We start from the raw sequence: 22897 nt of genomic DNA, 5'->3' as shown, positions 1-22897 counted from the left end.
TAAAAGAGGATTGCTCCATGAGTGACAAGCCTGGTTACCGGCGCCCGCAAGCGGGCACTCAACCTGATTACCTGCACCCGGCGTATCAGTCGACGAACCTGCGTTCGCCGTCCCAGCCGTTGGTGTTCCTGCCCCATTCCTTGTCGGAAATCACCGGCCCGACGATCGGCGCCGAGCGCATCAATGACAAGGACAACGACCTGACCGCCCAGCATGAAGGCGAGCCCCAAGGCGAGCGCATCATCATTCATGGCCGTGTGCTGGACGAGAATGGCTTGCCGGTGCCGGGCATTCTCGTGGAGATCTGGCAGGCCAACGCCGCCGGGCGCTACAACCACAAGCGTGACCTGCACGACGCGCCGCTCGACCCGAACTTCACCGGCACCGGGCGCACCGTTACCGACGCCGATGGCTGGTACCAGTTCCAAACCATCAAGCCCGGCGCCTACCCGTGGGGCAACCATCACAATGCATGGCGCCCGGCGCATATCCATTTTTCGCTGTTCGGCCCCAGTGTGCTGACGCGCTTGGTGACGCAGATGTATTTCCCTGGCGACCCATTGCTCGAATACGACCCGATCTACAACTGCGTGCCGGATACGCGGGCCAAGGAACGCCTGATCGCGCGCTTCGACCTGGAAAAGACCGTCCCTTCCTACGCCCTCGGTTACCGCTGGGACATCGTCCTGCGCGGCCGCGACGCCACGCCGATGGAGAAATGAGATGACACTCAACGCGACCACGTCCCACACCGTCGGGCCGTATTACCACATTGGCCTGACCTGGCTGAACCGCGAAGACATGACTGTAGCCGCCACACTCGGCGAGCGCGTGGCGATCAGCGGCCAGGTAGTGGACGGCAACGGTGATGTCGTCAACGACGCCATGCTGGAAGTCTGGCAGGCCAATGCTGCCGGTAAATATGACCACCCTGAGGACGAGCAAGACAAGGCGGTCGATCCGCACTTTGAAGGTTTTGGCCGGGTGCCGGTGGATGCCGAGGGGCGCTTCCGCTTTACCACCATCAAGCCAGGCAGTGTGCCGGGATTGAAAGGCACGACCCAGGCACCGCATCTGGTGGTACTGGTGTTTGCCCGGGGATTGGTAAAGCACTTGCTCACGCGGATTTACTTTGACGGTGAGGCGCTCAACGGCGATGACCCGCTGTTGGCGTGTGTACCGGCTGAGCGTCGTAGCACCTTGATTGCCAAGCCGGATGCGCAGGGTGTGTATCAGTGGAATGTGATTTTGCAGGGGACAGACAAGGAAACGGTGTTCTTCGATTACTGAGTTGGCTGTAGGGCCTCATCGGGGGCGGTGCGACGATTCGACTTGCTCCCGATGAGGCCCTCACAGTCACTACATACCCAAAAGTCTGCTTGCGGAACATGGTTGTTGCAAAGTATGTCTAGGCTATAACCGTTCCCACTGAGTAAAAAACCATGACAACAACAACGAGTCACTACACCGGAGAAGAACGCCGCAAACGGATTTTTGCGATTGTCGGGGCTTCCTCCGGCAACCTGGTCGAATGGTTCGACTTCTACGTCTACGCCTTCTGCGCAATCTATTTTGCCCCGGCGTTTTTCCCCTCGGACGACCCCACGGTGCAACTGCTCAACACCGCCGGTGTGTTCGCCGCCGGGTTCCTGATGCGGCCGATCGGCGGCTGGCTGTTTGGCCGGGTGGCCGACAAGCACGGGCGCAAGAACTCGATGATGATCTCGGTGCTGATGATGTGCGCCGGTTCCCTGGTCATCGCCTTCCTTCCCACCTACAACGACATCGGTGCCTGGGCCCCGGCGCTGCTGCTGGTGGCGCGGCTGTTCCAGGGCTTGTCGGTGGGTGGCGAATACGGCACCACGGCGACCTACATGAGTGAAGTTGCGCTCAAGGGCCAGCGCGGTTTCTTCGCTTCGTTCCAGTACGTGACCCTGATCGGCGGCCAGTTGCTGGCGGTGCTGGTGGTGGTGATCCTGCAACAGATCCTCACCGAAGAAGAACTGCGTGCCTGGGGCTGGCGCATTCCGTTTGTAATCGGCGCCATCGCCGCGGTGATCTCCCTGCTGCTGCGTCGCACCCTGAAAGAAACAACCAGCAAGGAAATGCGTCAGGACAAGGACGCCGGCAGCATCGTCGCGCTGTTCCGTGACCACGGCAAAGCCTTCATCACTGTGCTGGGCTACACCGCTGGCGGCTCGCTGATTTTCTACACGTTCACCACTTACATGCAGAAGTACCTGGTTAACACTGTCGGTATGCACGCCAAGACGTCCAGCTACATCATGACCGGCGCGCTGTTTCTGTACATGTGCATGCAGCCGCTGTTCGGCATGTTGGCCGACAAGATCGGGCGACGTAATTCCATGCTCTGGTTCGCCGGCCTTGGCACCTTGTTCACTGTGCCGATCCTGTTGACCTTGAAAACCGTGACCAGCCCGTTCCTGGCGTTTGTACTGATCACCCTGGCCTTGGCGATTGTCAGCTTCTACACCTCCATCAGCGGCCTGGTCAAAGCCGAGATGTTCCCGCCCCAGGTGCGTGCCTTGGGTGTGGGCCTGGCATATGCCGTGGCTAACGCGGTGTTTGGCGGTTCGGCGGAAGTGGTCGCACTGAGCCTGAAATCCATCGGCATGGAAAACACCTTCTATTGGTACGTCACTGCGATGATGGCGGTGGCCTTCCTGTTCAGCTTGCGCCTGCCTAAACAGGCGGCGTACCTGCATCACGATTTGTAAGGGATGAGTTATGACGCTGCGCACGAGCAATCAACTGTTCGACGCTTACTTCACCGCCAGCAGCATGGCCGAAGTGTTCTGTGACCAGGGACGTTTGCAGGGCATGCTGGATTTCGAGGCGGCGCTGGCCCGGGCCCAGGCTCGGGTCGGGTTGATTCCCAAGGCTGCCGTCGCGCCGATTGCCCAGGCGTGCCTGGCTTCGCTGTATGACGTCGATGCGCTTGGCGCGGCCATTGCCACGGCGGGTAATTCCGCGATTCCTGTGGTGAAGGCGCTGGGCAAGTTGATCGCCAGCGAAGATGCCGACGCCGAGCGTTATGTGCATCTGGGCGCGACCAGTCAAGATGTGATGGACACCGGCCTGGTGCTGCAAGTGCGTCAGGCGCTGGTGCTGATCGAGGCGGATTTGGCGCGCCTGGGGGACGTGCTGGCTGCCCAGGCGCAGCGCCACGCCGCCGTGCCGTTGGCTGGCCGCACCTGGCTGCAGCACGCGACACCGGTCACCCTGGGCATGAAAATCGCCGGTTGGCTGGGCGCCGTGACACGCAGTCGTCAGCGCCTTGCCGAATTGAAACCGCGCCTGTTTGTCGTGCAATTTGGCGGTGCGTCCGGCACCTTGGCTGCGCTCGGCGAACACGCCATGCCTGTTGCCGAAGCCTTGGCCGCCGAGTTGCAACTGGGCTTGCCGGAACAGCCCTGGCACACCCAGCGCGATCGCCTGGTGGAATTTGCCAGCGTGCTCGGCCTGATCGCCGGCAGCCTCGGCAAGCTGGGTCGCGATATCAGCCTGTTGATGCAAACCGAGGCGGCAGAGGTGTTTGAGCCCGCCGCGCCGGGCAAGGGCGGTTCATCGACCATGCCGCACAAACGCAACCCCGTAGGCGCCGCCGTATTGATCAGCGCTGCCACCCGCGTGCCGGGCCTGGTCGCGACGATGTTCAGCGCCATGCCCCAGGAGCACGAACGCAGCCTGGGCCTGTGGCACGCCGAATGGGAAACCTTGCCAGAGATTTGCCGCCTGGTGTCCGGCGCCTTGCAACAGGCGCTGCTGGTGAGTGAAGGGCTGGAGGTCGATACCGCGCGCATGGCGCAGAATCTCGACCTGACCCAGGGCCTGGTGTTGGCTGAAGCAGTCAGCATCGTGCTTGCCCAACGCCTGGGCCGCGATACCGCACACCACCTGCTGGAGCAATGCTGCAAACGCGCCGTGGCCGAGCAACGTCACTTGCGCGCCGTGCTGGCAGATGAGCCCCGGGTGACTGCCGAGCTGTCGGCGGCTGAACTGGACCGCTTGCTCGACCCGGCTCATTACCTGGGCCAGGCCCAGACCTGGGTCACGCGTGCCGTGACTGAACACTTTGCTTTGACTGCCTGAGGAGACCGCTGTGGCTTTTGTACAACTCGCCGAGGGCGAACTGCATTACCAATTGGACGGGCCGGTGGATGCACCGGTGCTGGTACTGTCCAACTCCCTGGGCACCGACCTGCACATGTGGGACGTGCAGATCCCGGCGTTCACCGAGCATTTTCGCGTGTTGCGTTTCGATACCCGCGGTCACGGCAAGTCCCTGGTGACCGAGGGGCCCTACAGCATCGAACAACTGGGGCGAGACGTGCTTGCGTTGCTGGATGCGCTGGATATCCAGCGTGCGCATTTTTGCGGCCTGTCCATGGGCGGCTTGATCGGCCAATGGCTGGGCATCCACGCCGGCGAGCGTTTGCGGCGTCTGGTGGTGTGCAATACCGCCGCCAAGATCGGCACGCCTGAGGTTTGGAACCCGCGCATCGAAATGGTCCTGCGTGACGGCGCCGCTGCGATGGTGGCGCTACGCGATGCTTCGATTGCGCGCTGGTTTACCGCGGATTTCGCTGCGGCCAACCCGCACCAGGCCAAGCAGATCACCGACATGCTCGCGGCCACATCGCCCGAGGGCTACGCCGCCAATTGCGGCGCCGTGCGCGACGCGGATTTTCGTGAGCAACTGTCGTTGATCAAGGTGCCGACCCTGGTGATTGCCGGCACTGAAGATGCGGTGACACCGCCGGCTGGCAGCCACTTTATCCAGCACCATGTGCAGCGCGCCGAATACGCCGAGTTCTATGCGGCTCACCTGTCCAACGTGCAAGCCGGCGCTGCCTTCAGCGACCGCGTGATCAACTTTCTGCTGGCTCGCTGAGGAGCGTTTTGTGGACGAGAAACAACGTTATGCCGATGGCCTGCAGGTGCGCCGCGAAGTGCTGGGCGATGCTCATGTCGACCGCAGCCTTAATGCCCTCACCGAGTTCAACAGCGAGTTCCAGGAAATGATCACGCGCCATGCCTGGGGCGATATCTGGACGCGCCCCGGGCTGCCTCGGCATACCCGCAGCCTGATCACCATCGCCATGCTGATCGGCATGAACCGCAGTGAAGAGCTGAAACTGCACCTGCGTGCGGCCGCCAGCAATGGTGTGACCCGCGCCGAGATCAAGGAAGTGCTGATGCAGAGTGCGATCTATTGCGGAATACCGGCGGCGAATGCGACGTTTCACTTGGCCGAGTCGGTGTGGGATGAGCTCGGGGTTGAATCGCGCGCGTAATTGGCGAGAAGACCCGCCCGTGATCATCGGGCGGGCAGTATTCATGAGATTACGCCAGCGTGGGGTTCAGGCACTGGTCCCGACAGGTTTGTAGTTTTGCGTGGTATAGCGCTGCCTCAAATTGGGCTCTTCTTCACCCGAAACGAACCCGCCGCCACTGTATAAAGTGCCTGCTTTACCCTCGCCCATGTTGATAAAGGCATAGTTCTTTACATTAGAGTCGATGGTGACTTTATCGTCTCCGTCTCCGGCTTGAATGAACAGCCTGGAACCACCTGCTGGATCGTTTTTAATAGGCAGGAGGAATTGTTGCCCATTCACTTCAGCTAACAATGAATTGTCTTCTGCTGCGCTGATACGAATAGTGTCATTGCCGCTGCCGGCGGTTATTTGCATGACGCCGTCGCCGAACTGCCTTGGGTTGGCGTTTGGCGAGAACTTGAATGTGGTCTCGTCATGTTTGAACTCGGCGCCTTTTTGCAGGTGAGGTGCAATGGCGATGATTCCGGGTTGCGAGAATGTTTTCACGCCCACTGACTCGGGGGCGGAGGTATACCCATTGGTCCCGGAAACCGCGTGGTTGTCGTTAAGACTCACAGTGGTTTGGAACCAGATGTCGTCTGCAATCGTGACGTGGTCATCGCCACCCCTGGTTTTTATTTCCACGGTCTCGGTCATGCCGCCAGCATTCTGAACCGGTAACAGGTATCGCCTGCCGTTTATTTCTGCGACGACCCCAATGTCCGGAAGACTCTTGAGGTGAACGTTGTCTGCACTATTACCGGTTTCGATGGTGACTTTGTTGCGCAGCATGGGAACGCCGTGAAAACTGCCTTCATGAGCCGTTGCCGAGGTGATCTTGACGTTACCGTTATCGTACGTGTGAGTGGTCGGGGTACTGGTGAGGGCGCGTGGCACTTCGGTGATGGGGCTTGATTCGATGGGCTGTTGTGCTGGAGCCGTAGCTGCGGAATTGGCGGGTTTATCCATCGCGGAGTTAACACGCTGGCCGGCCAGCGAGGTAGCAACCTGATCCTTCGCGAAGCGCGCAGGTTTGGCGGTGTTCGCCGGTAGAAAGTTATTTTCTTTACGGTGCAGCGGGTGGAGGGAGTCTGAGTGTTTTTTATCGCGGTGAATGGATTTTTCGTTAGGGCTGTAAAGGCTGTGCGAATAGTTGTTCTGTAAGGGAGTTGTCAACATGACTAAGTCCTTTTAAAGGTTGGCAAGTGTGAGAAGGTTGGGCAGTGCGCGGTAAGTCTTGCGAACTACTGATCCGATAGTGGGCGGGAAGGAGTACTGAGTTCCAACGCCACTTGTTTCACTTTCCTACGTATTCAAAGGGCTTATGGTCAGTGGGTGGTTAATAAGGTGGGCGTGGTGGGGCAGGATGGGACTACCTGTCTGACTTAAATATCTTACTGTTGTAATTGTTTGTAGCTTTCAGTGTGAGTCCGCATCCCATATCCAGTTCCATACACCCGGCAAATGGACCTCTTCATTCACATCCTTCACGGTACGTGCCAGTGCTGCGCGTTCCAGCATGGCGGTGTCGGTGTAGAACGGCTCGGAAGCAGTCTTCACTCCGTTGATTCGCGCGCTGTCCATCAGGATCTGCATGTATTCCTGCATATGCCGGGCGGTGTAGCGGTTGATGTCATGGAAGGTCACTACCACCGGTATCACGCCTTCCACCATCGGCAGTTCACCCAGCGCGATGCGCTCACGCACGACCGACAGCTGCCGATACAAATTGGCCCGCCGGCGCGGGCTGGCGTTGAAGCCCCAGATCTTGCCGTCATTGGCGCTGAGGTCCGTCAGCAGTACGTGCATGCCATGCCGCTGGTAGGCGGCGAAGGTACGGCGGTCGTAGTTCCAGAACGGTGGGCGTACCAGCATGGGCGGCGTGCCGGTGATGGCGGTAATGTCTGCCGCACCTTCGGTAAGGGTGCGTTCCAGCTCTGCATCGTTCAGCCAGCGGTGATTGGTATGAAACGCCGTCGCCGTGTGGAAGGCCAGTACATGGCCAGCGGCGAATTCACGTTCCATGGTCTTGCGCCCGCGAGAACTGCCGCCGGAGCGAGCGGCTTCGGTCTGAGAGAAGAACACCGCCTTGATCCCAGGCAATACCGGGTTATTCGCCAGATCCGCCACGACCGAACGGCTCGGGTTGTTGTAGCCCGAGGCGCTGGGGCCGTCATCGAAGGTCAGCAGAAAGCGGATCGGCGCCTGGGCTTGCAAGCGTTGCTGGGTTGCCGGCGTCAGGGCAATGGGCGCGCCGATGCAGCCGCTCAGGCTCAGGGCCAAGGCAAACACTACGCTCGCTGCGGCAAAGGGTTTCATCAGGTACGCAGGCTCGATAAAGGCCGCTGCTGGGGGGATCAGCAGCGGCAGGCGCGCACCATACAGCAAGTCCGGCGCCGGTTTACAGCAGACTGATGGGGTAGCTGACGATCAACCGGTTTTCGTCGAATTCGTTGTTGCTGTAGTCGCGGCGCATGCTCGAATTACGCCAGCGCACCGTGAGGTTTTTCAGGCCGCCGCTCTGCACGGTGTAGCCCACTTCACTTTCGCGGCCCCACTCCTTGCCGTCGGTGATAGTGCCGGTGTGCACGTTGCTGCCGCTGATATAGCGGTTCATCAGGGTCAGGCCAGGAATGCCCAGGGCGGCAAAGTTGTAGTCGTGGCGCACTTGCCAGGATTTTTCCTCGGCGTTGTCGTAGCTGGAGTTATAGCTGTCGTTGGCCAGGGTGCCGCCACTGGTGCCGTTGACGCGCATCCAGGCGCTGTTGCCGGTGAGTTTTTGCAGGCCAACGTAGAAGGTATTGCCGCCGTACCTGGCAGAAAGCAAGCCGGACCAGGTTTTGTTGTCCAGGTTACCTGCGCGGGCGCTGCCATCGTCCTTGCCGTAGAAGAACCCGAGGTTGGCGCCGAGGGTCCAGGCGCCGACAGGCTGGCTGTGGATCAGGTTGAGATACTGCTGGCTGTAGATGTCCTTGAGCTGGGCATTCCATACGCCGACCTGGGTGCGCTTGTCGTTGAATGCGTACTCGGCACCTTGGAAATTGAAACGGTCGGAAGTGAAGGCGGTTTTGCCGAACATCGACATGTCGCTCATGCTGCCGTCGTCACGCGGGCTGTTGGCGCGGAACTGGCCGCCATACAGGGTCAGGCCGTCGATTTCCTTCGAGGTGATCTGCCCGCCGCGCAGGGTCTGCGGCAGGGAGCGGCCGTCGTCGGAACGCAAGATCGGCAGCACCGGCATCCATTCGCCTACCTTCAGCTCTGTCTTGGAAAACCGCGCCTTGAACGCCACGCCCAGGCGCCCGAACTCATCCGCCGGACGGCCATCATGGTCCAGCGGCAGCAACTGGGTGCCGCCCGTGCCGCGCCCGCCATCAAGCTTGAGCGAGTACAGGCCCAGCACATCCACACCAAAACCCACGGTGCCTTGGGTAAAGCCGGACTTGGCGTCGAGGATGAAACTCTGCGTCCACTCCTGCGCGCCACCCTGGGCCTTGGTCGGGTTGGTGTAATTGCGGTTGAAGAAGAAGTTACGCAGGTTGAGGTTGGCGCTGGCATCTTCAAGAAAACCGTGTTCTTCGGCGATTGCAGGAACGGCAAGACTGCCGACAGCGGCAGCCAGCAACAGCTGGCGCGGGTGAAAAGTGCTCATGGTGTTGGACCTGTTGTTATTGGGTTTATGCAGGTGGCGGCCATGGTGCGCGGCGGTATGGGGGCGATGAAAGTGGGGGAGGGCGGGTTGTGGGCGGTGATCGAACGCAAGTTGGCGAGGTAAAAAACCAGGCATAAAAAAACCGCTTCCGGTAAGGGAAGCGGTTTTCTTACACACGCGCTATCAGAACAACTTCAACGGCGGTGCTTGTTCTTTCAACGGCTCGTTCTTGGCGGTCTGCTCATTCCAGCCACCGCCGAGGGCCTTGTACAGGTTGACCTCGCTGGTCAGCTGCGCCAGGCGGTCGGTGATCAGCGATTGCTGGGCACTGAACAGTTGGCGCTGGGCGTCGAGGAAAGTCAGGTTGCTGTCGACACCAATGCGGTAGCGACGCTCGGCCAGGCGGTAGTAATCCTGGTTAGCCTCGACGAAGCCACGTTGGGCATCCAGTTGCTGCTTGTAGGTCTGACGCGCAGCGAGGCCGTCGGAGACTTCCTGGAAGCCGGTCTGGATGGCTTTCTCGTAGTTGGCCACGTTGATCTCTTTCTGGATCTTCGAGTAGTCCAGGCTTGCGCGCAGGCTACCGGCGTTGAAGATCGGGATGTTGATCTGCGGGGCAAACGCCCAGGTACCCGAACCGCCTTTGAACAGGCCGCCCAGTGTTGGGCTGGCGGTACCGGCACTGGCCGTCAGGCTGATGCTCGGGAAGAACGCCGCACGGGCCGCGCCGATATTGGCATTGGCAGCCTTGAGGTTGTACTCGGCCTGCACAATGTCGGGACGACGTTGCAGCAGGTCTGACGGCAAGCCGGCAGGCACTTCGCTGAGCAGGTCATCGGACAGCGGCTTGCTGGCGATATTCGCCGGCAGGCCGGTGCCCAGCAACAGGGTCAGGCTGTTTTCGTCCTGAGCCACCTGGCGCGTATAACGTGCCAGTTGCACCCGGGCGTTTTCCACCGAGGTGCGTGCCTGGCTGAGGTCCAGCGCCGACGCCACGCCGACTTCGTTGCTGCGCGAGGTGAGCTTGAAGCTCTGCTCGAACGCACCCAGGGTGTCCTGGGTCAGCTTGAGCAGTTCCTTGTCGGCCTGCCAGGTCAGGTAGGCATTGGCCACGCTGGCCACCAGGCTGATCTGGGTACTGCGCCGCGCTTCTTCAGTGGCGAAGTACTTCTGCAGCGCTTCTTCACTCAGGCTGCGCACGCGACCGAACAGGTCCAGCTCATAAGAGCTGATCCCCAGGCCCGCCGAGTACTGGCTGGCGATAGACGATTCGCCGGTCTGTGACAGCTTGGCCGGGGTGCGCGAACGGCTGCCGTTACCGGTGGCCGATACCGCCGGGAACAGGTCGGCACGCTGGATCTGGTACTGCGCTGCATAGGCGTCGATGTTCAGGGCCGCGACACGCAGGTCACGGTTGTTCACCAACGCGGTCTGGATCAGCTGTTGCAGGGCAGGGTCATGGAAAAACTGCTTCCAGCCCTGCTCGGCAGCGGCCTGGTTCGGCGCCTGGGCCGACGAATACGCCGGCCCCTGCGGGAACTGTGCAGCCACCGGCGCATCGGGGCGCTGATAGTCAGGTATCAGCGAGCAGCCACTGAGCACGAATGCCGTGACGGCTAGGGAAAGTAGCGACTTGCTCATTGGCCAGCCTCTTTAGGAGTTTCAGTAGTGTCTTTCTTTTTGCGTTCGCCGGCCGAGGACACGGTTGCGTAGAACAGTGGCACCCAGAAAATGGCAAGCACAGTGGCGGTGATCATACCGCCGATCACGCCGGTACCGATCGCGTGCTGGCTGCCTGAGCCGGCACCGCTGGAAATCGCCAGCGGCAGTACGCCGAGCACGAACGCCATGGACGTCATGATGATCGGGCGCAGACGCATACGGGACGCTTCGATAGCCGCCTCGACGATGCCTTTGCCTTGCTCGTGCAGCTCTTTGGCGAATTCCACGATCAGGATGGCGTTTTTCGCCGCCAGGCCCACCGTCACCAGCAAGCCCACCTGGAAGAACACGTCGTTGGACAAGCCCCGCATACTGGTAGCGATCAGTGCACCGATCACACCCAGTGGCACAACCAGAATCACCGCGATCGGGATCGACCAGCTTTCGTACAGTGCCGCCAGGCACAGGAACACCACCAGCAGCGACAATGCGTACAGGGCTGGCGCCTGGGAGCCGGACAGGCGTTCTTCGTACGACAGGCCGGTCCAGGCATAGCCGACACCGGCCGGCAGTTCTTTGGCAATGCGTTCGACTTCGGCCATCGCGTCACCGGTACTGTAGCCTGGTGCCGGGGTACCGAGGATTTCCATCGCCGCTACACCGTTGTATCGCGAAAGCTTGGGCGAACCGTAGATCCACTGGCCCGACGAGATGGCCGACAGCGGCACCATTTTTCCGTCGCCGCTGCGTACGTACCATTTGTCCAGGTCTTCCGGCGACATGCGGCTGGCGGCGTCACCTTGCACATACACCTTCTTCACACGACCACGGTCGATGAAGTCGTTGATGTAGCTGCCACCCAAGGCAATGGCCAGGGTCTGCTGGATATCGGCAAGGCTGATGCCCTGGGCACTGGCTTTCTCGTCGTCGACGGTCAGCTCGTACTGCGGTTCATCGTTCACGCCGTTGGGACGTACGCCCGCCAGCACCTTGCTTTGCGCCGCCGCACCGAGGAACTGGTTACGGGCAGCCATCAGCTTGTCGTGGCCCACGCCACCCTGGTCTTGCAGGAACACGTCGAAACCGGTGGCGTTACCCAATTCCAGCACCGAAGGCGGCACGATGGCAAATACCATGGCGTCCTTGAAGGCCCCGAAGAAGTAACCCTGGGCACGCTTGGCCACTTCGAATACCGATTGGGTCGAGTCACGCTCGTCCCACGGCTTGAGCATCACGAACGCAAGGCCCGAGCTCTGGCCACGGCCGGCGAAGTTGAAGCCGTTTACGGTAAACACCGAGTTCACCGACTTGCCTTCGCCTGGCTCGCCTTCCTTGTCGTTCAGCAGGAAGGCGCGCATATCGTCGACGACTTTTTGCGTGCGCTCAGCCGAAGCACCGACTGGTGTCTGCACCTGGGCGAAGATCACACCCTGGTCTTCCTCTGGCAGGAACGCGCTTGGAATACGGGTGAACATCCAGATCATGCCGGCCAGAATCAGCACATACACCAGAAACGCCGGGATCTTGTGCTTGATCATGTTGCCCACGCCGCGCTCGTACTTGAGTACGCCGCTGTCGAAGGTGCGGTTGAACCAGCCAAAGAAGCCGCGCTTGGGCTGGCCGTGCTTTTCCGGATCGATCGGCTTGAGCATGGTGGCGCACAAGGCCGGGGTGAAGATCAGAGCAACCAGTACCGACAACGCCATCGCCGAAACAATGGTGATGGAGAACTGCCGGTAAATCACACCGGTGGAGCCACCGAAGAACGCCATCGGCAGCAGTACCGCCGACAGTACCAGGGCAATACCCACCAGGGCGCCCTGGATCTGGCCCATGGACTTGATCGTCGCTTCCTTGGGCGACAGGTGCTCCTCGGCCATGACCCGTTCGACGTTTTCCACCACGACGATGGCATCGTCCACCAGCAAGCCGATGGCCAGGATCATGCCGAACATGGTCAGGGTATTGATGGTGAAGCCGCACGCGGCCAGGATCCCGAAGGTACCCAGCAATACCACCGGTACGGTCATAGTGGTGATGATGGTGGCGCGGAAGTTCTGCAGGAACAGGAACATCACCAGGAACACCAGCACGATCGCTTCGACCAGGGTGTGAACCACGCCGGAGATCGACTCGGTCACGACCGGCGTAGTGTCATAGGGCACCACCGCCTTCATGCCTGGCGGGAAGAACGGTTCCAGAGACTTCACTGTTTCGCGGATGGCCTTGCCGGTGTCCAGTGCGTTGGCACCGGCCGCCAGCTTGATCGCCATACCTGAGGCCGGCTTGCCGTTGAACTGCGCACTGATGCTGTAGTTCTGGCCGCCCAGTTCGATACGCGCGACGTCACCCAGGCGAACCTGGGAGCCGTCGGTGTTCACCTTCATCAGGATCTTGGCGAATTCCTCTGTGCTTTGCAGGCGCGTCTTGCCGATGATCGTGGCGTTCAGTTGGGTGCCGGGCAGGGCAGGCAGGCCGCCCAGTTGGCCGGTGGCCACCTGCACGTTCTGGGCCTTGATGGCATTGCTGACGTCCACTGGCGTGAGCTGGTAATTGTTCAGTTTGGCCGGGTCGAGCCAGATACGCATGGCGTACTGCGAACCGAACACCTGGAAGTCACCCACCCCCGCGGTACGGGAGATCGGGTCCTGGATGTTGGACACGATGTAGTTGGAGAGGTCGTCCTTGGTCATGCTGCCGTCTTCCGACACCAGACCGATCACCATCAGGAAGTTCTTCACCGACTTGGTCACGCGGATACCCTGTTGCTGCACTTCTTGCGGCAGCAGCGGGGTGGCCAGGTTCAGCTTGTTCTGTACCTGAACCTGGGCGATATCCGGGTTGGTACCCTGATTGAACGTCACGGTGATGGTCATGCTGCCGTCGGAGTTACTGTCCGAGGAGACATAACGCAGGTTGTCGATACCGTTGAGCTGTTGCTCGATGACCTGCACCACGGTGTCCTGCACGGTTTGTGCGGAAGCGCCTGGGTAGGTCACCTGGATATCAATGGCCGTTGGCGCAATGGCCGGGTATTGGTTGATGGGCAACTTCAGGATCGAGAGTGCCCCGACCAGCATGATCACCAGGGCAATTACCCAGGCGAAAATGGGGCGGTCGATAAAAAATTTCGACATGGATTACTCCCCTTGACCAGCAGCGGCAGCAGGCGCTGCAGCAGTACCGGCGGGTTTAGCGTTGGCAGCTTCCGTGACCTTCACCTCGGCGCCCGGCTTGACGTATTGCAAACCTTCGGTGATGACGCGGTCACCGGCATTGAGGCCTTTTTCCACCAGCCAGTAGGCACCCGCGGTACGGTTGGCAACCAGTTCGCGTTGCTCGACCTTGTTGTCCTTGTTCACGATCAGCGCCGTCGGAATGCCGCGCAGGTCACGGGTCACGCCTTGCTGCGGAGCCAGGATGGCCTTGCTGTTCACGCCGGCCAGCAACTGGGCGTGCACGAACATGCCCGGCAGCAGCACGTGGTCAGGGTTGGGGAACACGGCACGCAGGGTCACGGAACCGGTGGTCTGGTCGACCGACACTTCGGAGAATTCCAGCTTGCCGTCCTGGGCGTAAGGCGTGCCGTCTTCCAGGGTCAGCTTGACCTTGGCGGCGTTTTCGCCGGCCTTCTCCAGCTGGCCGCTTTCCAGGTCGCGGCGCAGTTTCAGCATTTCAGCCGAGGACTGCGTAACGTCGACGTAGATCGGGTCCAGTTGCTGAATCACGGCCATGGCATCGGCCTGGCCATTGCTGACCAGTGCGCCTTCGGTCACCGAAGAACGACCAATACGCCCGGAGATCGGTGCAAACACTTTGGTGTAGCGCACGTTGATCTGGGCGGTTTGAACGTTTGCTTCGGCGGTCATGCGGTTGGCGACGGCGGTGTCGTATTCCTGACGGCTGACCGCCTGTTCATCGACCAACTGCTTGTAGCGGTCGCTGATGGACTTGGTCTGGGACAGGCTGGCTTGTGCGCTTTTCAGCGTGGCCTCATACACCGACGGGTCGATCTGGTAGAGCTGTTGCCCTTCCTTCACGTCGGCGCCTTCCTTGAACAGGCGCTTGAGAATGATGCCGTTGACCTGAGGCCGGACTTCCGCGATGCGAAAGGCCGTGGTGCGGCCTGGCAGCTCGGTGGTCAGGGTATAGGCTTGCGGTTGAATGGTGACCACGCCGACCTGAGGGGTTTGAGCGGGCGGTGCCGCTTCTTCCTTTTTACATCCGCTGAGCAGCGATGCCAGGGCGACGGCAGTGACCAGAGCGGTAACAGCTGGCTTAAGTTGCATGAAGATCCTCGGGTCAGGCGCGCAGAGTGCGCACAAGAAGTGTGGAAGGGTAAAAAACAAGCCGTGAGTGGATAAGTAGCTTGCTACGCAATATACTTACGTTCATGGTTGTTTGTAAACTCTTGACAGGCTTGGCGCATTGTTGACAAAGCACTGCCGCAAGCCTCGATTCTAGTACGTTCGGTGCCCATGACGGCGTCGTCCCATAATTATTCAGATGATGGTCAAGTACCATCCACAGTGTCCCGATTGAGGTTTTACTGCCATGGTTCGTCGCACCAAAGAGGAAGCTCAGGAAACGCGCAGCCAGATTCTCCAAGCCGCCGAGCAAGCCTTTTATGAGCGCGGCGTCGCGCGGACCACCCTGGCGGACATCGCCACGCTGGCAGGGGTGACGCGCGGGGCTATCTACTGGCACTTCAGCAACAAGTCCGACTTGCTTCAGGCACTGCTCGACACGTTGCACGAGCCCCTGGACGAACTGGCGCGGGCCAGTGAAAGCGAGGACGAAGCCGACCCGCTGGGCTGTATGCGCAAGCTGCTGATTCATCTCTACCATGAAGTGGCCCTGGACCCGAAAACCCGGCGCATCAACGAGATTCTGTTTCATAAGTGCGAGTTCACCGATGAAATGTGTGACATGCGCCGCCAACGCCAGACCCACACCCTTGAGTGCAACCTGCGCATCGGCTTGACGTTGCGTAACGCGGTCCATCGCGGGCAACTTCCAGCCACGCTGGATACCACCCGCGGCGCTGTGTGTATTCATGCCTTTATCCACGGCTTGATCGGCCAGTGGCTGCTGGTGCCTGACAGTTTTCAATTGCATCAGGACGCCGAGCGCTGGGCTGATATAGGGCTGGACATGCTGCGCCTGAGCCCCAGCCTGCGCAATTGAGACAAAATGCGTAATTGCGACCAGTTGTGTCAACAGTAAAGCCTAAGGATCGTCAATCGTCCTTCTGCCTGATTTGTGGGGTGACGTTATATACGGGCTGGCGGGCCGTTGATAGGTAGCCGGCTAAGTATTTTGTAGCGATATTGTTGCCGTTCTGTGAAGCAATGTTTCCGCAGGCGCTACAAACAGGCAAATGTGGGAGGGGGCTTGCCCCCGATTGCGGTGTATCAGTCACTGATGTGTTGACTGAAGCACTGCTATCGGGGGCAAGCCCCCTCCCACATTGGTTTTGCGGATCAGGTTAGATCGGCAGCGTCGGATAGTCGATATAACCCACCGGGCCTTTGCCATAGAAGGTTTCCGGGTGCGGCTCATTCAGCGCTGCATCCGCCTTCAAGCGCGCCGGCAGGTCCGGGTTGGCGATGAAAGGAATACCGAAGGCCACCGCATCCGCTTTGCCCGCCGCCAGCCAGGCGTTGGCGCTGTCTTTGGTGAAACGTTCGTTGGCGATGTAGACGCCGCCGAAGGCTTTTTTCAGTTGTGGGCCGAGGCTGTCCGCGCCTTCTTTTTCACGGGAGCAGATGAAGGCGATGCCACGCTTGCCCAGTTCGCTGGCGACGTAGGTGAAGGTTTCGGCCAGATTGGCGTCGCCCATGTCGTGCGCATCGCCACGCGGTGCCAGATGCACGCCCACGCGGCCGGCGCCCCAGACTTCGATGGCGGCGTCGGTCACTTCCAGCAGCAGGCGCGCACGGTTTTCCAGGGAACCGCCGTATTGGTCGGTGCGCTGGTTGGTGCTGCTTTGCAGGAACTGGTCGAGCAGGTAGCCGTTGGCGCCGTGGATTTCCACGCCGTCAAAGCCTGCGGCCTTGGCGTTTTCGGCGCCCACGCGGTAAGCGTCGACGACGTCGGCGATTTCAGCGGTTTCCAGGGCGCGCGGGGTAGGGTAGTCGGCCAGTGGGCGCACCAGGCTGACGTGGCCTTTAGGCTGGATCGCGCTTGGCGCCACCGGGGTTTCGCCGTTCAGGTAGGACTCATGGGAGATGCGACCCACATGCCACAGTTGCAGGAAGATCTTGCCGCCCGCGCCATGCACAGCCTTGGTGATGTTGGCCCAGCCGCGCACCTGGTCGTTGGACCAGATGCCCGGCGTGTCCGGGTAGCCCACGCCCATGGGCGTCACGGAGGTGGCTTCGCTGAGGATCAGCCCGGCGGATGCGCGCTGCACGTAATACTCGGCCATCAGCGCGTTGGGCACGCGGCCGGCATCGGCACGGCAGCGGGTCAGTGGCGCCATGATGATGCGGTTCGACAGTTCCAGGTCGCCCAGTGTGATTGGATCGAAAATAGTCGTCATGGGAAAACACCTTTGTCTTTAAGTTGATCAGTTGGTCGCGGGGGCCAGGTCGGCATCGCCGCTCTGGCGGAAGGTAATCAGGGTCACCAGCAGCGCGAGAATCGCCAGTGCTGCTGCGGCCAGGGGCACGCTGGTCAGGCCGAAGCCGTGGGCAATCACGCTGCCACCGACCCAGGCGCCGAGGGCGTTACCGATGTTGAAGGCGCCGATGTTCAGGGTGGACACCAGGTTGGGGGCGGCCTTGCCGAAGGTCACCACGTTGATCTGCAGCGCTGGTACGGCGGCAAACGAGGCGGTGGCCCATAGGAACAGGGTGATTTCGGTCGGTATCAGTGCAACGCTGGTCCAGCTCAACACCGTGGAAACCACCGCCATGCTGATGAACACGCCGATCAGGGTGGCCGCCAGGCGTTTGTCCGCCAGCTTGCCGCCGATGATGTTGCCCACCGTGAGGCCCAGGCCGATCAACAGCAGGGTCCAGGTCACGCCTTTGGGCGACACGCCGGTTACATCGCCCAGCAGCGGGGCTACGTAGGTAAAGAGGGTGAACATGGAGGCGGCGAACAGCGCCGTCATGCTCAGCGACAACCAGATACCCGCGCCTTTGAGGGCAGCGAGTTCGGCGCGCATGTCGAGTTTTTCTTCGTCACGCTTGGCCGGCAGGAAGCGGATCAGGCCGATCAAGGCGATCACGCCAATCACGGTCACTGCCCAAAAGGTCGAGCGCCAGCCAGCTTCCTGACCCAGTGCAGTGCCCAACGGCACGCCGAGCACGTTGGCCAGGGTCAAACCGGTGAACATCAAGGCCACCGCAGAAGCGCGTTTATTGGCCGGCACCAGGTTGGCCGCCACCACGGAACCGATCCCGAAGAAGGCACCGTGGCACAGCGCCGTGACGACGCGGGCAAACATCAGCACGTTGTAGTCACTGGCCAAGGCGCAGAGGAGGTTGCCGACAATAAAGATGCCCATCAACGCTACCAGAGCGGCCTTGCGTGGCAGCCTGGCGGTGGCCAGTGCCATGAAGGGCGCGCCGATGGCCACGCCCAAGGCGTAGCCGGTGACCAGCCAGCCGGCGCCGGGAATCGACACACCCAGGTCCGCCGCGACATCGGGCAGCAGCCCCATGATGACGAACTCGGTGGTGCCGATGGCGAAGGCGCTCAGGGCCAGTATGAGGAGCGAGAGGGGCATTTGCGTTTCCTTGGTTATTGCGGTGCGCTGAGTTCGGTTATGAGCGCCGTGAGAAAGGCTTGGATCGTCTCCTCATTGCGTTTGAAAAAGTGCCATTGCCCGGCCTTCTGGCTGCTGATCAATCCCGCCCGTTGCAAGGTTGCCAGGTGCGCCGACACGGTCGACTGGGACAGGCCGCAGCGCTGGTCGATCTGCCCGGCGCAGATGCCGTATTCGTGGTTGTGCAGTTGCTCGGGGAATTGCACTTTCGGGTCTTTGAGCCAGGTGAGGATGTCTCGTCGTACTGGGTGCGCCAGGGCTTTTATTATTTCGTCGAGGTCGATGGACATGGCAGGGTGCTCGGTGTCGTAAAGCGTTATATCGCGATGAGGCGAACTTTAAATCGTTATATCTCGATATACCAATATGATTTTGATCTGAGGCCAAAGCGAATCGGTATATCGGGTTATAACGATATGAGTGCGGCAGTGATAGACTGCGCGCCATGAATTATCTCGCACATCTGCACCTGGGCGGCCAACTTCCTGCGCAACTGCTGGGCAGCCTGTATGGCGACTTCGTCAAAGGCCGCCTGCAGGGCCAGTTCAGCCCGCAAATCGAAGCAGCGATCCAGTTGCACCGTTCGATTGACCGGTTTACCGATAGCCACCCGTTGGTGGGCGAGGCGTTGTCGCGCTTCAGCCTGACCCGCAGGCGCTATGCCGGGATCGTGCTCGATGTGTTTTTCGATCATTGCCTGGCGAGGGATTGGGCGCTGTATGCCGATCAGCCTCTGGAGCGCTTCACCGCGCAGGTGTACCGCGTGCTGGCCGCAGAACCCGCGTTGCCGGGGCGGCTGGCGCAGATTGCGCCATATATGGCGGCGGATGACTGGCTGGGTTCGTATCGCGAGTTCGCGGTGATGGAGCAGGTGCTGCGTGGAATTTCGCGGCGGCTGACTGACCCGCAGGCACTCGGATTTGCGATGCACGAGTTGCGCGAGCTTTATAAGTCGTTAAGTGAAGATTTCCGGGTGTTCTATCCCCAATTGCAGAGATTTGCGCAGATCCAACTGACCACCGATGTCTAAATGTGGGAGGGGGCTTGCTCCCGATTGCGGTGTGTCAGTCACTGTCTATGTTGACTGAACAACTGCTATCGGGAGCAAGCCCCCTCCCACATATGACTGTGCCCGCTTTATGCCGCGAACGCAGGTCGAGCAGCCACTTGCTCAGCTTCCGGCACCGGGCCAAACAACGCCTTTTGCACCGCCTGCTGCGCCTGATACGCCAGTGCCGCGCGTTCCTGCCCGGCGCAGGCAATCGGCTTGAGCAGATGAATCTGCACATCGCCCTGGTCGTTGGAAAACAAGCGCATCAAGTGCGAGAGCAAATCGTCATCGCCAATGAACGGCGCCAGCGGATCAACCCCACCGTCACGCAGATAACGAATCGCCACCGGTTGCAGCGACACATCCGCATCGATTGCACTGGCCAGCAAACGCCCGTGAAAAGTACGCAAACTGCGCCCGTCGGTAGTGGTGCCCTCGGGGAACATCAGCAGCGGGTGCTGTTGCTCCAGATGGCGGGTCATCTGTTTGCGGATCAACTGGCTGTCACCCGCGCCACGACGAATGAACAGACTGCCGGCCTTGGCCGCCAGCCAGCCGGCTACCGGCCAGGTGCGGACTTCGGCCTTGGACAAAAACGACAGCGGCGTGACCATGCCCAGCAGTGGAATGTCGGTCCAGGACACGTGATTGCTCACCCACAGCATCGGCGCTTGCGGCAACTCGCCGTGCACCGTTACGCGAAAGGGCAGGGCGTTGCTCAACCGCGCCATAAAGAACCGCGACCAACGCTGGCGCCGCACCATCGAATTGGCCACGCCCAGACGTTCGAACAGGCCAAACACACTGGCCATGCTCAAGCCCAGCGCCACCACCAACAGCACGCGGGCGATGCGCCCGTAGATGCGCAGGCGGTTCATCACATCGCCGCCTTGAAGTGGCGCGCGTAGCGCGGGCACAACTCATCGCGCTTGAGCAGGATGAACACATCGGCCACCTGGAAGTCTTCATCCCAGCACGGCTCGCCGCAGATCTTCGCGCCCAGGCGCATATAAGCTTTGAGCAGCGGTGGCATTTCGGCGATGACGTTGGACGGCAAGTCCAGGGCCGGCAGTGGCTTTTTCGGCTCGGCGCGCAGGTGTTCGTTGCACAGGTAGCGCTCGCGCAAGCGCTGCATGATTGCGTGGGCCTGAATGCCGCCATCGTGCATCGGGATGCTCGCGCAGCCCATCAGGTAGCTGTAGCTGCCCTGGTTGAGCACTTCGGCCAGTTCGCCCCAGAGCACCGCGATGGTGCCGCCGTTGCGGTAAGCCGGGTCGACGCAGGTGCGACCGATTTCCAGGATCGGGCCCTGCAAGTGCAGCAAGCCATGCAGGCTGAATTCTTCTTCGCTGTAGAACCGGCCCAAAGTGCTGGCGGCCTGGTGGTCGAGCAGACGGGTGGTGGCGACGAGTCGACCGCTGTTCAAGTCCCGCACGCCGATGTGGCTGCAGTGAACATCATAGTCATCCATGTCCAGGCCCAGTTCCGCGCCTTTCAGCTTGGCGTTGAACTCGCCGCTGAACACGTTGAACCGCAGGGCCTGGGCTTCCTGCAAGGCCTTGGCGCCCACCAGGCGTTCGGCTTGCAGACGGCGTTCATTGCCTTTGTCGCTGATGCGGGCGATCTGAGTCATAGCGAGTCTCCGGGTGCCGGCCAGGTTGCGGCCAGTCGACTTTGTTGTCCAAAGTCAGGCTATGTAGCCTCGGTGTCATCTCCATGAACTTACGGTGACGGTTGGGTGACAGCCCCCGTGTAGCAAATCTGTCATTGGCCTGCGCTAGGCTCGCGGGCTTGAATGCCCCCTTGAGTTCGTGCCCATGGTCCGAGGCCTGCTGTGCGTTATTGTGCTTTTAGTCACCGCTACCGTCCGCGCTGAAACCTGGCCCGAAAAAGAATGGGCCACGGGCACGTCACTTGAAGGTCCTGCTGTCGATGCCCTGAACGCCTATGCTTTCCCAACCCGTGACGACACCACCCGCAAAGGCATTCGTACCGACGCGCTGCTGGTCATTCGTGACGGCGAAATCATCTACGAACGCTACGCCGCGCCAACCACCGCCAGCACGCCGCACCTGACCTGGTCGGTGAGCAAAAGCCTGATGGCCACTGTGCTCGGCGTGGCCTACGGCGAAAACCGTTTCAAGCTCACCGACCCGGCCGCACGTTTTTACCCGCCAATGAAGCAGCACCCCAAGGTGAGCATGGCCGACTTGCTCCATTGGGCTTCGGGGCTGGATTGGCAGGAGGACTATGAATACGCCCCGTTGAAGTCTTCTGTTGTGGCGATGCTCTATACCCGTGGGCGTGACGATATGGCGCAATTTGCCGCCGATACCGAAGCCGCCGCCGAGCCCGGCCAGGCGTTCCGTTATTCCAGTGGCGACAGCAATATTCTGTCCGCTGCGCTTAAAGGGATGCTCGGCCACCAGGCGTACATGAGCTATCCGTGGGATGCGCTGTTCAAGCCATTGGGCATTCGCAACGCGACGTGGGAAACCGATGCCGACGAAACCTTTGTTGCCTCGTCCTACGCCTACCTCACTGCTCGCGATCTGGCGCGGGTCGGGCTGCTGATGGCACGGGATGGGCGCTGGGGTGAGCAACAGTTGCTGCCCAAAGAGTGGGTGGCTTTCAATCGGCGGCCTTTCGACAAATACAAAGCCGGCCAGGATGAAGCGGTACCGGGCGGCCACTGGTGGCTCAACAAGGGTACGCCCCAACCCTGGCCCGACGCGCCGACCGACACCTTCGCTGCGCTGGGGCACTGGGGCCAGGCACTGTTTGTACTGCCCGACGAGCACTTGGTGATCGTGCGCTACGGCGATGACCGCGATGGCAGCTACCGCCACAACGAACTGCTCAAGCGCGTGCTGGCGGCGGTGCGGTCATGATTCGTCGTCGGCCATTTACCAGCCTGCTGCTACTGCTGTTGCTGGCCCTATTGGGTTGGGTATGGCACGAGCGCGTCAACCTGCAAGCCTTCCCCGACATCATCGCGGCGTACACGGCCAAGGAGTATTGCTCGTGTCGGTATGTGGAGAACAACCCGGCGCAGTATTGCCGTGGGTATGTGAAGCAGTACGTGCCGACCAGTGCGTTGATCGACACGCCGGAGCGCAGTGAAGTGACGGCGAGTGGGTTGGGGCGTACGCATACGGCACGGTGGTTGGGCGACCGCCAAGGCTGCCGCCTCAACCCCTGACACACCCAAATTCCCCTGTGGGAGCTGGCTTGCCTGCGATAGCGTCAGGTCAGCCAACATCACTGGTGCCTGTGCCGCCGTCATCGCAGGCAAGCCAGCTCCCACATTTAGATTATCTGCGTGGGTTCTCGGAAAAAGAACCGGCCCTGAGGTTCCACAGGGTGGAACCACCTTTGATTGTCCTCAGCCCCACATCGCGCTTAGCTGTCGATGT

At 60.7% G+C, this 22897-nt stretch carries 21 protein-coding genes; 10 read left to right on the top strand and 11 right to left on the bottom strand.

The window, feature by feature from the left end; all coding sequences use genetic code 11:
- Positions 1 to 17: 17 nt before the first annotated feature.
- From pcaH to pcaC, 6 genes are all read left to right on the top strand, one after another.
- Positions 18 to 722: a protocatechuate 3,4-dioxygenase subunit beta gene (gene pcaH / locus E4O98_RS04820; protein ID WP_005785874.1), complete on the top strand. Its 705-nt coding sequence runs from the start codon at positions 18 to 20 to the stop codon at positions 720 to 722.
- 1 nt (position 723) lies between these two features.
- Complete coding sequence (pcaG, locus tag E4O98_RS04815) at positions 724 to 1290, top strand: protocatechuate 3,4-dioxygenase subunit alpha (protein ID WP_032877322.1); 567 nt, start codon at positions 724 to 726, stop codon at positions 1288 to 1290.
- A 152-nt stretch (positions 1291 to 1442) separates the two neighbouring features.
- Positions 1443 to 2738 carry an MFS family transporter gene (locus E4O98_RS04810; protein WP_032877321.1) on the top strand — a complete coding sequence of 432 codons (1296 nt, stop codon included), beginning with the start codon at positions 1443 to 1445 and terminating at the stop codon, positions 2736 to 2738.
- Between the two features lie 10 nt (positions 2739 to 2748).
- Complete coding sequence (locus tag E4O98_RS04805; RefSeq protein ID WP_228309495.1) at positions 2749 to 4113, top strand: 3-carboxy-cis,cis-muconate cycloisomerase; 1365 nt, start codon at positions 2749 to 2751, stop codon at positions 4111 to 4113.
- Positions 4114 to 4123: 10 nt separating this feature from the next.
- Complete coding sequence (gene pcaD, locus E4O98_RS04800; RefSeq protein ID WP_032877319.1) at positions 4124 to 4915, top strand: 3-oxoadipate enol-lactonase; 792 nt, start codon at positions 4124 to 4126, stop codon at positions 4913 to 4915.
- A gap of 10 nt (positions 4916 to 4925) precedes the next feature.
- Positions 4926 to 5318, top strand: coding sequence for a 4-carboxymuconolactone decarboxylase (gene pcaC / locus E4O98_RS04795; protein ID WP_005785883.1), 393 nt, complete (start codon positions 4926 to 4928; stop codon positions 5316 to 5318).
- Positions 5319 to 5384: 66 nt separating this feature from the next.
- Here the strand turns inward: pcaC and E4O98_RS04790 are convergent, their stop codons facing one another.
- The 6 genes from E4O98_RS04790 to E4O98_RS04765 form a co-directional block, all read right to left on the bottom strand.
- Complete coding sequence (locus tag E4O98_RS04790) at positions 5385 to 6518, bottom strand: hypothetical protein (RefSeq protein WP_103733481.1); 1134 nt, start codon at positions 6516 to 6518, stop codon at positions 5385 to 5387.
- A gap of 240 nt (positions 6519 to 6758) precedes the next feature.
- Positions 6759 to 7658 (bottom strand): polysaccharide deacetylase family protein, encoded by a 900-nt coding sequence (locus E4O98_RS04785; RefSeq protein WP_148852570.1) that lies wholly within the window; start codon positions 7656 to 7658, stop codon positions 6759 to 6761.
- An 82-nt stretch (positions 7659 to 7740) separates the two neighbouring features.
- Positions 7741 to 8991 (bottom strand): OprD family porin, encoded by a 1251-nt coding sequence (locus E4O98_RS04780; protein WP_032877317.1) that lies wholly within the window; start codon positions 8989 to 8991, stop codon positions 7741 to 7743.
- Positions 8992 to 9174: 183 nt separating this feature from the next.
- Positions 9175 to 10632, bottom strand: a complete 1458-nt coding sequence (adeC, locus tag E4O98_RS04775; RefSeq protein WP_032877316.1) for an AdeC/AdeK/OprM family multidrug efflux complex outer membrane factor — start codon at positions 10630 to 10632, stop codon at positions 9175 to 9177.
- A complete protein-coding gene (locus tag E4O98_RS04770) occupies positions 10629 to 13790 on the bottom strand; it encodes an efflux RND transporter permease subunit (RefSeq protein ID WP_032877315.1) in 3162 nt (1053 codons plus the stop codon). Before E4O98_RS04770 ends, adeC begins: the two co-directional genes overlap by 4 nt.
- Before the next feature lie 3 nt (positions 13791 to 13793).
- Complete coding sequence (locus tag E4O98_RS04765) at positions 13794 to 14942, bottom strand: efflux RND transporter periplasmic adaptor subunit (RefSeq protein WP_103733482.1); 1149 nt, start codon at positions 14940 to 14942, stop codon at positions 13794 to 13796.
- Positions 14943 to 15207: 265 nt separating this feature from the next.
- Between E4O98_RS04765 and E4O98_RS04760 the strand changes: the two genes are divergently transcribed.
- Positions 15208 to 15840: a TetR family transcriptional regulator gene (locus tag E4O98_RS04760; protein WP_005785903.1), complete on the top strand. Its 633-nt coding sequence runs from the start codon at positions 15208 to 15210 to the stop codon at positions 15838 to 15840.
- 301 nt (positions 15841 to 16141) lie between these two features.
- Here E4O98_RS04760 and E4O98_RS04755 read toward each other — a convergent pair whose 3' ends face one another.
- From E4O98_RS04755 to E4O98_RS04745, 3 genes are read right to left on the bottom strand one after another with little or no spacing between them, the layout of a single operon-like run.
- Positions 16142 to 17197, bottom strand: a complete 1056-nt coding sequence (locus E4O98_RS04755; protein WP_103733483.1) for an alkene reductase — start codon at positions 17195 to 17197, stop codon at positions 16142 to 16144.
- A gap of 27 nt (positions 17198 to 17224) precedes the next feature.
- Positions 17225 to 18391: an MFS transporter gene (locus E4O98_RS04750; RefSeq protein ID WP_005785906.1), complete on the bottom strand. Its 1167-nt coding sequence runs from the start codon at positions 18389 to 18391 to the stop codon at positions 17225 to 17227.
- A 14-nt stretch (positions 18392 to 18405) separates the two neighbouring features.
- Positions 18406 to 18720: a helix-turn-helix transcriptional regulator gene (locus E4O98_RS04745; RefSeq protein ID WP_032877312.1), complete on the bottom strand. Its 315-nt coding sequence runs from the start codon at positions 18718 to 18720 to the stop codon at positions 18406 to 18408.
- A gap of 155 nt (positions 18721 to 18875) precedes the next feature.
- On the opposite strand from E4O98_RS04745, the gene E4O98_RS04740 reads away from it, so the two are divergent.
- Positions 18876 to 19460 (top strand): ACP phosphodiesterase, encoded by a 585-nt coding sequence (locus tag E4O98_RS04740; protein ID WP_248134332.1) that lies wholly within the window; start codon positions 18876 to 18878, stop codon positions 19458 to 19460.
- Between the two features lie 107 nt (positions 19461 to 19567).
- Here E4O98_RS04740 and E4O98_RS04735 read toward each other — a convergent pair whose 3' ends face one another.
- Together E4O98_RS04735 and olsB are read right to left on the bottom strand one after the other, a co-directional pair.
- Positions 19568 to 20359 (bottom strand): lysophospholipid acyltransferase family protein, encoded by a 792-nt coding sequence (locus tag E4O98_RS04735; protein ID WP_032877310.1) that lies wholly within the window; start codon positions 20357 to 20359, stop codon positions 19568 to 19570.
- Positions 20359 to 21114 carry an L-ornithine N(alpha)-acyltransferase gene (gene olsB / locus E4O98_RS04730; protein ID WP_005785912.1) on the bottom strand — a complete coding sequence of 252 codons (756 nt, stop codon included), beginning with the start codon at positions 21112 to 21114 and terminating at the stop codon, positions 20359 to 20361. The genes E4O98_RS04735 and olsB overlap by 1 nt, the downstream gene beginning before the upstream one ends.
- 184 nt (positions 21115 to 21298) lie before the next feature.
- On the opposite strand from olsB, the gene E4O98_RS04725 reads away from it, so the two are divergent.
- Entirely contained in the window at positions 21299 to 22372 is a 1074-nt protein-coding gene (locus E4O98_RS04725) for a serine hydrolase (protein ID WP_032877309.1), read from the top strand.
- On the top strand, positions 22369 to 22683 hold the full coding sequence (locus tag E4O98_RS04720; protein WP_032877308.1) for a hypothetical protein: 315 nt from the start codon (positions 22369 to 22371) through the stop codon (positions 22681 to 22683). The genes E4O98_RS04725 and E4O98_RS04720 overlap by 4 nt, the downstream gene beginning before the upstream one ends.
- The last annotated feature ends 214 nt before the right edge of the window (positions 22684 to 22897 follow it).

Origin of the sequence: Pseudomonas sp. W2Jun17, from assembly GCF_023127795.1 — a bacterium.
Classification (GTDB): Bacteria; Pseudomonadota; Gammaproteobacteria; order Pseudomonadales; family Pseudomonadaceae; genus Aquipseudomonas; species Aquipseudomonas synxantha_A.
Note: the sequence above shows the minus strand (reverse complement) of the source record. Positions and strands in the feature narration are given on the sequence as shown.

Bases quoted from the DNA above. Each gene is read 5' to 3' on its own strand.
- pcaH (WP_005785874.1), top strand. From the start codon at position 18: ATGAGTGACAAGCCTGGTTACCGGCGCCCGCAAGCGGGCACTCAACCT.
- pcaG (WP_032877322.1), top strand. From the start codon at position 724: ATGACACTCAACGCGACCACGTCCCACACCGTCGGGCCGTATTACCAC.
- E4O98_RS04810 (WP_032877321.1), top strand. From the start codon at position 1,443: ATGACAACAACAACGAGTCACTACACCGGAGAAGAACGCCGCAAACGG.
- E4O98_RS04805 (WP_228309495.1), top strand. From the start codon at position 2,749: ATGACGCTGCGCACGAGCAATCAACTGTTCGACGCTTACTTCACCGCC.
- E4O98_RS04790 (WP_103733481.1), bottom strand. From the start codon at position 6,518: ATGTTGACAACTCCCTTACAGAACAACTATTCGCACAGCCTTTACAGC.
- E4O98_RS04785 (WP_148852570.1), bottom strand. From the start codon at position 7,658: ATGAAACCCTTTGCCGCAGCGAGCGTAGTGTTTGCCTTGGCCCTGAGC.
- E4O98_RS04780 (WP_032877317.1), bottom strand. From the start codon at position 8,991: ATGAGCACTTTTCACCCGCGCCAGCTGTTGCTGGCTGCCGCTGTCGGC.
- adeC (WP_032877316.1), bottom strand. From the start codon at position 10,632: ATGAGCAAGTCGCTACTTTCCCTAGCCGTCACGGCATTCGTGCTCAGT.
- E4O98_RS04770 (WP_032877315.1), bottom strand. From the start codon at position 13,790: ATGTCGAAATTTTTTATCGACCGCCCCATTTTCGCCTGGGTAATTGCC.
- E4O98_RS04765 (WP_103733482.1), bottom strand. From the start codon at position 14,942: ATGCAACTTAAGCCAGCTGTTACCGCTCTGGTCACTGCCGTCGCCCTG.
- E4O98_RS04760 (WP_005785903.1), top strand. From the start codon at position 15,208: ATGGTTCGTCGCACCAAAGAGGAAGCTCAGGAAACGCGCAGCCAGATT.
- E4O98_RS04755 (WP_103733483.1), bottom strand. From the start codon at position 17,197: ATGACGACTATTTTCGATCCAATCACACTGGGCGACCTGGAACTGTCG.
- E4O98_RS04750 (WP_005785906.1), bottom strand. From the start codon at position 18,391: ATGCCCCTCTCGCTCCTCATACTGGCCCTGAGCGCCTTCGCCATCGGC.
- E4O98_RS04745 (WP_032877312.1), bottom strand. From the start codon at position 18,720: ATGTCCATCGACCTCGACGAAATAATAAAAGCCCTGGCGCACCCAGTA.
- E4O98_RS04740 (WP_248134332.1), top strand. From the start codon at position 18,876: ATGAATTATCTCGCACATCTGCACCTGGGCGGCCAACTTCCTGCGCAA.
- E4O98_RS04735 (WP_032877310.1), bottom strand. From the start codon at position 20,359: ATGAACCGCCTGCGCATCTACGGGCGCATCGCCCGCGTGCTGTTGGTG.
- olsB (WP_005785912.1), bottom strand. From the start codon at position 21,114: ATGACTCAGATCGCCCGCATCAGCGACAAAGGCAATGAACGCCGTCTG.
- E4O98_RS04725 (WP_032877309.1), top strand. From the start codon at position 21,299: ATGGTCCGAGGCCTGCTGTGCGTTATTGTGCTTTTAGTCACCGCTACC.
- E4O98_RS04720 (WP_032877308.1), top strand. From the start codon at position 22,369: ATGATTCGTCGTCGGCCATTTACCAGCCTGCTGCTACTGCTGTTGCTG.